Genomic DNA, 12,045 nt, shown 5'->3' on the forward strand with positions numbered 1-12,045 from the left:
AGTATTTTTAGATGAAACTGAATAAACACAATCTCACGCAGTTGGCGCCGCAAGTGAAAATCCCGGCTTATGCGCTTGCCGACACCCGCCAGGGCATCGCCCATATCGGCGTCGGTGGCTTTCACCGCGCACACCAGGCGTATTACACCGACGCCTTGATGAATACCGGCGAGGGCCTGGACTGGGGCATTTGTGGCGTGGGCCTGCGTGCCGAGGACCGCAAGGCTCGCGACGACCTGGCCGGCCAGGATTACTTGTTTACCCTGTATGAGCTAGGTGACACCGACGACACCGAAGTACGCGTCATCGGCGCCCTCAGCGATATGCTGCTGGCCGAAGACGGCGCCCAGGCGTTGATCGACAAACTTGCTGACCCGGCTATCCGCATCGTCTCGTTGACCATCACCGAGGGCGGCTACTGCATTGATGACAGCAACGGCGAATTCATGGCCCACCTGCCACAGATCCAGCATGACCTGGCGCACCCCAAGACACCCAAAACCGTGTTCGGTTTTATCTGCGCAGCGCTCACCCAACGCCGCGCCGCCGGCACTGCGGCATTTACCGTCATGTCCTGCGATAACCTGCCGCACAACGGCGCCGTCACGCGCAAGGCACTGCTGGCCTTCGCCGCGCTACACAACGCCGAGCTGCATGACTGGATCAAAACCAACGTGAGCTTCCCGAACGCCATGGTCGACCGCATCACGCCAATGACCAGCACCGCCCACCGCCTGCAACTGCATGATGAACATGGCGTCGACGATGCCTGGCCGGTGGTGTGCGAACCGTTTGTGCAGTGGGTACTGGAAGACAAGTTCGTCAACGGTCGCCCGGCCTGGGAGAAGGTCGGCGTGCAGTTCACCGATGACGTCACGCCTTACGAAGAGATGAAGATCGGCTTGCTCAACGGCAGCCACCTGGCCCTCACCTACCTGGGTTTTCTCAAGGGTTATCGGTTTGTCCACGAGACCATGAACGACCCGCTGTTCGTGGCATATATGCGTGCGTTCATGGACCTGGACGTTACGCCGAACCTGGCGCCGGTGCCGGGCATCGACCTGACGGCGTACAAGCAGACGCTGGTGGAGCGCTTTTCCAACCAGGCGATTGCCGACCAGTTGGAACGGGTGTGTTCCGATGGTTCGTCGAAGTTTCCCAAGTTCACCGTGCCGACCATCAATCGCTTGATTGCCGATGGCCGCGAGACTGAGCGTGCAGCGCTGGTAGTGGCGGCCTGGGCCTTGTATTTGAAAGGGGTGGATGAGAATGGCGTGAGCTACAAGATCCCCGATCCGAGGGCCGAGTTCTGCCAGGGGCTGGTGAGTGATGACACACTGATCAGCCAGCGGTTGCTGGGGGTAGAGGAGATTTTTGGCACGGCTATTCCCAAGTCCGCTGAGTTTGTGGCAGCGTTTGAGCGGTGCTATGCAAGCCTGCGCGACAAAGGCGTCACCCAAACCCTGCAACAACTCCTGAACAAACCGGATTAAAACTGTGGGAGGGGGCTTGCTCCCGATAGCGGTAGGTCAGAGAAAGGTATTTGACTGACACTCCCTCATCGGGAGCAAGCCCCCTCCCACACTTGACCGGGTTACCAATCCAAAAATAATACTGCTGAGCACTCCATCATGACCCAGCAAAACCTGTTCCTCGGAATCGACTGCGGCACTCAAGGCACCAAGGCCATCGTCCTCGACGCCTCCAGCGGCAAGGTGCTGGGCCTGGGCGCCGCCGCGCATACCTTGATCAGCGGCGCCAACGGCCGGCGCGAGCAACACACCCAGGAATGGCTGGACGCCTTCACCGAAGCCACCCACCGCGCCCTGCAACAAGCCGGGGTGGACGGCCAGGACATCCTTGGCATCGGCGTTTCCGGCCAGCAGCACGGCCTGGTGCTGCTGGACGAACAAGGTGAAGTGCTGCGCCCGGCCAAGTTATGGTGCGACACCGAAACCGCGCCGGAGAACGAGCGCCTGCTGGCACACCTGGGCGGCGAAAGCGGCTCCCTGGAACGCCTGGGCGTAGCCATCGCGCCGGGCTACACCGTCTCCAAACTGCTCTGGACCCGTGAACAGCACCCGGACGTATTTGCCCGCATCGCCCATATCCTGCTGCCCCACGACTACCTCAACTACTGGCTCACCGGTCGCGTCTGCGCCGAGTACGGCGACGCCTCGGGCACCGGTTACTTTGACGTGCGCAGCCGCACCTGGGATGTGGCGCTGCTCAGGCACATCGACCCCAGCGGCCGCCTGGAGGCAGCGCTCCCGCAGTTGATCGAAGCCGACCAGGCGGTGGGCACGATCCTGCCGGCCATTGCCGAGCGCCTGGGGATCAACCCCAACGCCGTGGTGTCCAGCGGCGGCGGCGACAATATGATGGGCGCCATCGGCACCGGCAATATCGCTCCCGGCGTGATCACCATGAGCCTGGGCTCATCAGGCACCGTGTATGCGTTTGCCGACCAGCCCAACGTCAGCCCGCAGGCGTCGGTAGCGACCTTTTGCTCGTCCAGTGGCGGCTGGCTGCCGCTGATCTGCACCATGAACCTGACCAACGCCACCGGGGTAATTCGCGAGCTGTTCGAACTCGACTTGCAGGCGTTCAACGCCCTGGTCGAACAAGCCCCGATTGGCGCCGACGGGGTGAGCATGCTGCCGTTTCTCAATGGCGAACGCGTGCCTGCCCTGCCCCACGCCACCGGCAGCCTGCACGGCCTGACCATGACCAACCTGACCCGCGCCAACCTGTGCCGCGCCGTGGTTGAGGGCACCACCTTCGGTCTGCGTTATGGCCTTGACCTGCTGCGCCAGACCGGCTTGCAAAGCCAGAGCATCCGCCTGATCGGCGGCGGCTCGAAAAGCCCGGTGTGGCGGCAGATGGTCGCCGATATCATGCACACCGAAGTGGTGTGCACCGAACAGAGCGAAGCCGCCGCCCTGGGCGCGGCAATCCAGGCCGCCTGGTGCCAGAGCGGCGAACCCTTGGCCAGCCTGTGCGACAAATGTGTGAGCGTCGACCCGGCCAGCCTCACCTTGCCGGCAACCGAGAGTGTCAGCGCCTATCAACAGGCGTATGAGCGTTATCAACAGCACGTGGCATCCCTTTAAGAGCGAACGACTATGTATCTGGTGTGTGGTGAGGCGCTGTTTGATTTTTTCAGCGAGGAGGATGCCAGCGGGCAGGCCGCCAAAGTCAATTACAAGGCGATTGCCGGGGGCTCGCCATTCAATGTGGCCGTGGGCCTGCGCCGCCTGGGGATTGAAGCCGGGTTGTTCGGCGGCCTGTCCAGCGACTTCCTCGGCCGGCGCTTGTTGCAGGTGCTGAAAGATGAAGGGGTCAGCGAGCAGTTCCTGGTGGAATTTGCCGCGCCGACCACTTTGTCGATGGTCGCTGTGGGCGCCAATGGCTCACCGCAGTACAACTTCCGTGGCGAAGGCTGTGCGGATCGGTTGCTGGAAGTCGCGCATTTGCCGGTACTCGGCGATGAGGTGCGCGGGCTGCATATCGGCTCGTTCTCACTGGTGGTGCAACCGATTGGCGACACCCTGCTGGCGCTGGTCAAGCGCGAAAGCGGCAAGCGCCTGATCAGCCTGGACCCTAACGTGCGCCTTAACCCGCAGCCGGACATCCAACTATGGCGTGATCGCGTCGCCGAACTGGTCACACATGCCGACCTGATCAAGGTCAGCGATGAGGACCTGCACCTGCTCTACCCCGACCAGTCACCCGAAAGTGTGCTGCACGGTTGGCTGCAACACCGCTGCCAACTGGTGTTCCTCACCCGCGGCGGCGATGGCGCCAGCGTATTCAGCCGTCAGCACGGCAACTGGTCGGCGCCGGCAGTCAAGGTGGTGATGGCTGACACTGTGGGCGCCGGCGACACCTTCCAGGCCGCGTTGATTGCCTGGCTGACCGAGCATCAGCTTGACTCAGTGACTGGCCTGCAACAGCTCACGCGCGTGCAGATTGATAACATGCTCGGCTTTGCGATTCGGGCTGCCGCGTTGACCTGTACCAAGACCGGCCCCGACCTGCCGTACCGTCATCAGCTGGGCTGACGCGCATAACAATGGGCCTGGCGAATGCCAGGCCCTGGGTCAACTTGAATTCAAGGCTTAACTAGAAATAACCGCGCCCTCCTGCTCGACGCAGGGTGTGGGTCTGGGTGTGCTTGAGGTCTTCACGCAAACCGGCGATCAGGTTGCAAATGGCTCGACTGCTGTCGAGTTTGTCGGCGTTTATACCTTTGACTTCCAAGTCCACCCGGTCACGGTCGCGGTCGTCATACACCTTGATCGTCAACGAAGCATCCTCGGCTTTGGTGCATTCGCACCGTTTAGGCAGAAAACTTCCTTCAATAATGCTGCGAAGTTCCAGTTCCGAAAGCATGGCCAACCTCTCCTTTTTTGAGACTGCCAATCAGTTTCTATGGGCTGGCAGGCGCTAGCCTGCCCCGTCTTGCCAACCCTGGCAGACGCCTGTACTCACCCAGCCTACTCGGCAAATCTCAGCATTGTTGTAACTTTTCTTCATAAGCGACCTGCCGATTAATATGAAGCCGATTGCAGCCTTTAAATAATCGTCGAACCACTGCGATTAAACGTTTAACCCTGCATGTCAGTTCAAACAGCAACCTGTGTCGACGCTCTTTTCGGCAACATGTCGCAACTATCGCGCGCCTCATTTGAACCAGGGGTTTACGCAAAGCATACGAAACGTATACGCTTTGTATATCAAACCTACACAGTGAACCTCATGGGCATCGTCAAAATCACCGACCAACTGCACGAACAGCTGCGCCTGGCCAGCGCCGCCATGGACCGCTCCATCAACGCCCAGGCCGAGTTCTGGATCAAGATCGGCCTGCTCGCCGAGCTCAACCCGCACCTGCCCTACAACGAGCTGATCAACAAGTTGTTGCTGGACAAGCCCGACCTGATCCGGGGACGCAGCTGATGATCAAGACTGCCGCCCAACTGGCCGTGATGCGAGAGTCGGGGCGCCTGCTGGCCCAGGTGTTCGACATGCTCGACGGTTATGTCGCCGCCGGCCTCTCCACTCTTGAGCTGGACAGCGCCGTCGAAGCCTTCATCCGCCACGAACTCAAGGCCCGCCCCGCCAGCCTGGGTCAGTACGACTACCCCTTTTGCATCAACACCTCGATCAACGAAGTGGTGTGCCATGGCATGCCCAGCGCCACGCAGTTCCTCAAGGACGGCGACATCATCAACATCGACATCACCCTGGAAAAAGGCGGTTTCATTGCCGACTCCAGCAAGATGTACATGATCGGTAACGTGGCGCCCAAGGCCAAACGCCTGGTAGAAATGACCTTCGAGGCGATGTGGGCCGGCATCCGCCAGGTCAAGCCCGGCGCTCGCCTGGGTGATATCGGTCATGCGATTCAGAGTCACGCCCAGGCCAACGGCTACAGCGTGGTGCGTGAATACTGCGGCCATGGCATCGGCAAACAAATGCATGAAGAGCCACAGATCCTGCACTTCGGCCGCCCTGGCACCGGCCTCGTTCTGCGCGAAGGTATGGTGTTTACCGTGGAGCCCATGCTCAACCAGGGCGGCGCCAAGACGCGCAGTCTCAAGGATGGCTGGACGGTGGTGACCAAGGACAACAGTCTGTCGGCGCAGTGGGAACATACTGTGGCAGTGACGGCGGACGGGTTTGAGGTGCTCACGTTGCAAAAACAAACTGATGCAGAACCGGTGGAATCACTACCTTGAGCAATGGGCGCTGATCGGCCATTGAAAAGTCTCCCGAGCGGCCTACCCGCTCGGGAGCGTAACGAACTCAAGGGTGCGCGTGGGCCAGACTAATACTTTCCAAGTGGCTCAAGCGATTCTCCTTGAGAATGCACTGGGTCGTTATCCGTTGCGGATAGCAACGCATAAACATGTTGGTGAAATGTGTGCCGTAATGAATACGTTCAGTACAGCTCTGACTGAATAATGGCTTGGCTGAAACGCTGAAACTCGGCTCGTGAAAGTAGGCCATGGCAAAACGCTCACGTGAGTTTAGCTTGACCTTGTGAGGCGTCGAGAGCAGAAGTCCATCGGTCATGAATTGCAAAATATCACCCGGAAACACTGTGAACACGCGGGGTACCGGTTTCACGAACGTCCAGGGCTCGTCGTTTTCGAATAAACCTGCAGTGCTTTCGTCAGGCAACCAGTTGCGCTTGCGATGTTCACCGTCGACCGGAGGCCGAATATACAAACCTCCCACCTCATCCTGAGTAGCGATCACCAGCATGCCGTAGTCGGTATGGGCCCCAATACCTCGGCAGGTTTGCGCCGACTCGGCAGGGAAACGCAGAACACGCATATGGTGCCAGCCATCCTGGCTAAGCTGCGTCAAAGCATTTATTTCCAATCCCAGTCCGAGTGCCACCAGCTTCAACAACTTTTCGCCCGTGTCACCCAATTCCTCCAGGAAGGCTTTCATGCTGTCGCGGTATTCGTCATTGGGCCATGGCACGGGACCGTGGCACGGCCAGCCGTCTACGACGCGCTGATCCTCCAGTGGCAGATCTTTGCAAATGGTGAAAATTTCCGATTGATCCTGCTCGCCAGCCGTGACCTCTTCGCCAGAAGCAACATACCCTGCATAGGTAAGACTGCTGACTAAGCGCGACTTCTCTTCCCGGGGCAGTTTGAAAAAAGCCTTGCTGGCTGCCATGGCGCGCTTGACCTTCTGGTCCTGTTCGTCATGGATGCTGATCTGAAAAATACCGTCTTTGCGCCAAGCATCTATGAGCGCTCGGCCCAATTGGCGATCGGCCTTGCTATCAGTTACAGCTTCAGGCAGGGCAAAAGTTATTAAGTCAGTCATGTCGTGTCTCCTTAAATCCATTAAAGAGACGTGCACTCACAAATGTGACGCTGAACTGCTCCATCAACGGAACTGCTTCAGGCCCAACGTTGCGAGCCTGAATCATGAACGTCGTTATATTCCCATCTGGGAACGGTATTTATAGACTCCGGCGGACAACCTGAACATAACCGGATGTCGGTTTAACTGGCATCGAATCAACCGTCCGACGGCAGGTAAAGGTTGCTCGCCTTCCTGCCCTGGCAACCGCGAGTTTCAGCGGTCTGCTTGATTGTTACCACACCTGACCCTGGCGTTTAAGCTCCAGGCGGCGCACAAACTCCTCCAGCACCAAGCCATACAGATCGTCCTGCAGGTAGGCATCTTCGATGCCCGCATCCAGGTTGGGGTTGTCGTTGACCTCGATCACCACCACTTTGTCGCCGGACTGCTTGAGGTCCACGCCATAGAGGCCGTCGCCGATCAGGTTGGCAGTCTTCACTGCCAGTTCCACCACGGCTTTTGGCGCTTCGTGGACCGCCAGAGTGCGACACTCACCGTTGACGGCCTGGCCAATGGCCTTGTGGTTGTAGATCTGCCAATGCCCCTTGGACATGAAGTACTGGCAGGCGAAAATCGGTTTACGGTTGAGCACGCCGATGCGCCAGTCGTATTCGGTGTAGAAGAACTCTTGGGCCAGCAGCAGTACCGAATGCTCGAACAGCTCGGCCGTGGCCTTGAGCAACGCCGCCTGGCTTTCGACCTTTATCACCCCTCGGGAGAAACAGCCATCGGGGATCTTCAACACCAGTGGGAAACCCAGGCGCTCGCCGACGCGCTCGAAATCTTCCGGCCGCTCCTTGTAAAGAATCTCGGTGGCCGGCATGCCCAGTTGATGGCTGTTCAGCAGGTCGGTGAGGTAGACCTTGTTGGTGCAGCGCAGGATCGATGCGGGGTCATCCATCACCACCAGCCCCTCGCTTTCGGCTTTCTTGGCGAAACGGTAGGTATGGTTATCGACGCTGGTAGTCTCACGGATGAGCAAGGCGTCGTACTCGGCCAGGCGTGCGTAATCCTTGCGCTCGATCAACTCCACATCGATGCCCAGGCCCTTGCCGACCCGTATGAAATTTTCCAGGGCGCGGGGGTTGGACGGAGGCAGTTGCTCCTGAGGATCGTGAAGAATTGCCAGGTCATAACGGGCCAACCGACGTGAGCGCGGCTGACGCCACACCTTGCGACTGAAGTTGTCGAGGGCGTGGGCGAATTGGTCTTCCTGATCGTCGCGTAACTTGTGCAATACGCCAGACTTAACGCCTTCGATATGCCAGCCGTTATGTTGACGGAATTCAACTAACAAGATCGGACAGGGAAAGGTTTCAAACAACTGGCGCGCTAACTCCTGCAAAGGTTCTATCGTGGTCCGACCGAAATACAGTGTCAGGGTAAAGCCTTCGGTATTGCTGTAGAGATGATGACTCAGGGCCTTTTCCAGGCTTTTGTCCAGATCATCCAGAGACAGGCCATACAGGGCTTTCCTGGTCAGTTCGCTGATGGTGCGCACCGATGGAATCACCTTGTGCCCACGCGCCTCGGCCAGCAACGAGCAGTAGTAGCCGTGCCCCAGGTACTTGTAGCTGCGGCACAGGTTGATTACCTGTACGCGCTTGCCTGTTTCGTTTTCCCGGGTCTGCTCCAGGTACTCCTGGGCGGTGACGATATCCTCGCTGGGAAAATAGGAGGCCCAATCTTCCTTGCGCTCGACAATAATCACCACTTGGCTCGAACTTCGGGGTGGCGCGGAAAAATAACCGTTGGACGTTATTGTCGCCGCAACTGTTTGCTCGGATACTTGACGCCAATGACCTTGTACCGCCGACATAATAGTTGATCCGCTTTAGAGAACTCGACCTTTTCTATTAAGCACGATCTTTTAGGGAAGTCCCGTTTCGTTACGCAACTTTTACGGTGGTCTTATGGCTCTTTTCTTTCGCGTTGCAACCCTCGACGATGTGCCTGCATTAGTGGCGTTGGAGCAGCAGTGTTTCAGCAGTGATCGGCTGTCTTCGCGCAGTCTGCGCTGGATGATCAGCCGGGCCAATGGCCAGTTGTGGCTTGTGCAACAGCACGGTGAACTGCTCGGCTATGGGCTGGTGCTGTTTCGTCGTGGCGCCCGGCTGGCGCGCTTGTATTCCATCGCCATTGCCGAGCACGCTCGAGGCATCGGTCTGGGCCATCAGTTACTGGAGCACATCGAAGCCTGCGCCCTGGCCAACGATTGCGCGTACCTGCGTCTGCAAGTGCGCACCGACAACCCCGGCGCACTCTCCCTGTATGAGCGCAATGGCTATCGGCGCTTTGCCTGGGTCGACGACTACTACGAAGATCACACAGCTGCCTTGTGCCTGGAAAAACCGCTCGCGCCTTCATCGGCCGTGGCTTCCAGCTCACGCACCAGCGGCAAAACACGTTTGCCGAAGTACTCCACCTCTTCCTGAAAATGCAGAAAGCCCGCGAGCACCAGGTCCACGCCCACGGCCTTGAGCGCGACAATGCGTTCGGCGATCTGCCGCGGGGTGCCAATCAGGTTGGTCTTGAAGCCATCGTTGTACTGCACCAGGTCTTCGAAGCTGGACTTGGCCCAGTTGCCCTCGCCTTCCGGCGAAGCCTTGCCCGCCTGCTTGGCGGCATCACCAAAGGCGTTGACCGCTTCCGGGTCGGCCTGGTCGATGATTTCCGCCAGCACGGCCCGGGCTTCTTCTTCGGTGTCGCGGGCGATCACAAAGGCGTTCACGCCGACCTTAACCGAATGGTGATTGGCAGCGGCCTTGGCGCGGATATCATCGACCTGGGCCTTGATGCCTTCGGGGGTGTTGCCGTTAGTGAAGTACCAGTCCGAGACCCGCGCCGCCATGTCCCGTGCCGCCCGTGAACTACCCCCCTGGAAAACCTCTGGCTGGCCCAATGGCTTGGGCTTGAGGGTGTAGTTGTTGAAACGATAGAAATCGCCCTTGAAGGTGAAATCTTCCTGGGTCCAGATGCCTTTGAGGGCGCGGATGAATTCTTCTGAACGACGGTAGCGCTCATCGTGCTCCAGCCAGGGTTCGCCAATGGCCTGGAACTCGCCCTTGAACCAGCCACTGACGATATTCACCGCAATACGGCCATTGGTGAGCTGGTCGATGGTCGCCAATTGCTTGGCCGCCAACGCCGGTTGCCAGGGACCTGGCAGGATCGCCGCGATCACTTTGAGCGTGGTGGTCGCCGCCAGCAAAGCATGGCTGAACGCCACGGACTCATGCTGGTTTTCGGCGCCATAACCGGCGGTGAAGCGAATCTGGGTCAGGCCGTATTCAAAGCCTGCGGCTTCGGCCAACTGCGCCAGTTTGCGGTTGTAGTCGATGCCCCAGTGAGTGCGCTGTTCGATCTTGCTGACCACCAGCCCACCGCTGACGTTGGGCACCCAATAGGCAAATTTCACGGCTTGCTGACTCATCGGACGGTACCTCGCACAAATGGATGTCATGTAGCTTACGCAGCAAGCGTGCCAGTCACCCGCAAATGCCCGCGCCATGGGCGCTGCGTTAAAAAATCGGATATCTGATCAGCCTGCCGGCAATGTCACCGATCGCAGCGGTTTGTCGATCTGCTGTTGCAGGAGCAACACCCAATCACCCTCTCGCACCGCAAACAGGGGAGCAAAGTCCCGGCACGAACTGTGCAATCTCCAGCACATTCGATCACTGCCAGGAGCCCTACCCATGACTGAACATCAGGTCATCAACCCGCTGTCTACCGGCGCCGATTACCCTGCGCTGGCCGCACGTTTTCGGCCGATCTTCCAGCGCATCGCCGAGGGTGCGGTTGAGCGCGAGCACAGCCGCACACTGCCCTACGAACCGATTCAATGGCTCAAGGACGCTGGTTTTGGCGCGGTGCGGGTGCCGGTGGAATACGGTGGTGATGGCGCGTCACTGCCGCAGTTGTTTGAACTGTTGATCGAACTGGCAGCGGCCGACTCCAACGTGCCCCAGGCCCTGCGCGGGCACTTCGCATTTGCCGAAGACCGCCTGAATGCGCCACCCGGCGCAAGCCGTGATCTGTGGTTCAAGCGTTTTGTCGATGGCGATATCGTCGGCTGCGCCTGGACCGAAATCGGCACGGTGGCCATCGGTGAGGTGGTGACCCAGGTCAGCCCTGACGGCGACCGCTGGAAACTCAACGGCGAAAAGTTCTACAGCACCGGCAGCCTGTTTTCGGACTGGATCGATGTTTACGCTCAACGCAGCGACACCGGCGCCGCCGTGATCGCCGCCACCCGCACCCATCAGCCAGGCGTAGTGCAGAGCGATGACTGGGACGGCTTTGGCCAGCGCACCACCGGCAGCGGCACCTCGCGGTTTACCGACGCGGTGGTGGAAACTGAAAACCTGATCGACTTTGCCACCCGCTTCAAATACCAGACTGCGCTCTACCAACTGGTGTTGCTGGCGACACTGGCCGGTATCGGTCGCGCTGCGCTCATCGACGTGGGCCACCAGGTGCGCAACCGCCAGCGCATCTACAGCCATGGCAATGCAACGCACGTCAGCCAGGATGCGCAGGTGCAACAGGTGGTGGGCGAAGTCGCCGCGTTGGTATACGCCGCCCAGGCCAGCGCGTTGAAGGCCGCAGTGCCGGCGCAACAGGCTTATCTGGCGCGCTTTGGCGGCAATGACGTGGCCGAACGCGAAGCCAATGTGGCGGCTGAGATTGAGTCGGCGACGGCGCAAGTGGTGGTTTCGGATTTGATCCAGCGTGCCACCAGCCAATTGTTCAACGCCTTAGGGGCCTCGGATGTGCGCCAAGGCAAGGCGCTGGACCGGCATTGGCGCAACGCACGGACGGTGTCTTCGCACAATCCGGTGATCTACAAGGCGCGGATCGTGGGCGACTGGGTGATCAACGGGACAGAGCCACCGTTTGTGTGGCAAATCGGCAACGGCCCGGCGAAGGCCTGAAGTTGATCTGGGTCAAACTGTGGGAGGGGGCTTGCTCCCGATAGCGGTGGGTCAGTCCTGAATGTATTTACTGACACTTCCTCATCGGGGCATAGGTATCTACACAACTTCAGTTCGCAGCCCCCCCTACGGTAACCACGATGCGAAGCGAGCCGCTCTTGCTCTTGATCTGCTTTTGATCTTAGGCGCCCCGTCAAACCACGCTGGCCGGAAT

At 59.3% G+C, this 12,045-nt stretch carries 10 protein-coding genes and 1 pseudogene; 7 read left to right on the top strand and 4 right to left on the bottom strand.

Going from position 1 to position 12,045, the window contains the following annotated elements; translation table 11 throughout:
• Positions 1-11 precede the first annotated feature (11 nt).
• From E4O97_RS12850 to E4O97_RS12860, 3 genes are all read left to right on the top strand, one after another.
• Complete coding sequence (locus tag E4O97_RS12850) at positions 12-1,493, top strand: mannitol dehydrogenase family protein (protein ID WP_078821468.1); 1,482 nt, start codon at positions 12-14, stop codon at positions 1,491-1,493.
• 138 nt (positions 1,494-1,631) lie between these two features.
• A complete protein-coding gene (xylB, locus tag E4O97_RS12855) occupies positions 1,632-3,113 on the top strand; it encodes a xylulokinase (RefSeq protein ID WP_248161455.1) in 1,482 nt (493 codons plus the stop codon).
• A gap of 12 nt (positions 3,114-3,125) precedes the next feature.
• Positions 3,126-4,064 (top strand): carbohydrate kinase, encoded by a 939-nt coding sequence (locus tag E4O97_RS12860; RefSeq protein WP_248128878.1) that lies wholly within the window; start codon positions 3,126-3,128, stop codon positions 4,062-4,064.
• 61 nt (positions 4,065-4,125) lie between these two features.
• Here the strand turns inward: E4O97_RS12860 and E4O97_RS12865 are convergent, their stop codons facing one another.
• A complete protein-coding gene (locus E4O97_RS12865) occupies positions 4,126-4,395 on the bottom strand; it encodes a DUF1652 domain-containing protein (protein ID WP_032875782.1) in 270 nt (89 codons plus the stop codon).
• A 366-nt stretch (positions 4,396-4,761) separates the two neighbouring features.
• Here E4O97_RS12865 and E4O97_RS12870 point away from each other — a divergent pair, with 366 nt between their 5' ends.
• Positions 4,762-4,962: a ParD-like family protein gene (locus E4O97_RS12870; RefSeq protein WP_003190946.1), complete on the top strand. Its 201-nt coding sequence runs from the start codon at positions 4,762-4,764 to the stop codon at positions 4,960-4,962.
• Complete coding sequence (gene map / locus E4O97_RS12875; protein ID WP_032875785.1) at positions 4,962-5,744, top strand: type I methionyl aminopeptidase; 783 nt, start codon at positions 4,962-4,964, stop codon at positions 5,742-5,744. Before E4O97_RS12870 ends, map begins: the two co-directional genes overlap by 1 nt.
• A gap of 67 nt (positions 5,745-5,811) precedes the next feature.
• On the opposite strand, the gene E4O97_RS12880 is transcribed toward map, so the two are convergent.
• Together E4O97_RS12880 and E4O97_RS12885 are read right to left on the bottom strand one after the other, a co-directional pair.
• Complete coding sequence (locus E4O97_RS12880) at positions 5,812-6,852, bottom strand: 2-oxoglutarate and iron-dependent oxygenase domain-containing protein (RefSeq protein WP_248161456.1); 1,041 nt, start codon at positions 6,850-6,852, stop codon at positions 5,812-5,814.
• 274 nt (positions 6,853-7,126) lie between these two features.
• Positions 7,127-8,713, bottom strand: coding sequence for a RimK family protein (locus tag E4O97_RS12885; protein WP_078821472.1), 1,587 nt, complete (start codon positions 8,711-8,713; stop codon positions 7,127-7,129).
• A 94-nt stretch (positions 8,714-8,807) separates the two neighbouring features.
• Between E4O97_RS12885 and E4O97_RS12890 the strand changes: the two are divergent.
• Positions 8,808-9,245 (top strand): annotated as a pseudogene (locus tag E4O97_RS12890) (GNAT family N-acetyltransferase); the annotation flags it as partial.
• Here the strand turns inward: E4O97_RS12890 and sfnG are convergent.
• Entirely contained in the window at positions 9,218-10,327 is a 1,110-nt protein-coding gene (gene sfnG / locus E4O97_RS12895) for a dimethylsulfone monooxygenase SfnG (RefSeq protein WP_248161457.1), read from the bottom strand. The pseudogene E4O97_RS12890 and the gene sfnG overlap by 28 nt on opposite strands.
• Positions 10,328-10,592: 265 nt before the next feature.
• Here sfnG and E4O97_RS12900 point away from each other — a divergent pair, with 265 nt between their 5' ends.
• On the top strand, positions 10,593-11,831 hold the full coding sequence (locus E4O97_RS12900; protein WP_216091518.1) for an acyl-CoA dehydrogenase family protein: 1,239 nt from the start codon (positions 10,593-10,595) through the stop codon (positions 11,829-11,831).
• Positions 11,832-12,045 lie beyond the last annotated feature (214 nt).

This window comes from Pseudomonas sp. W15Feb34, assembly GCF_023127765.1.
Classification (GTDB): Bacteria; Pseudomonadota; Gammaproteobacteria; order Pseudomonadales; family Pseudomonadaceae; genus Aquipseudomonas; species Aquipseudomonas synxantha_A.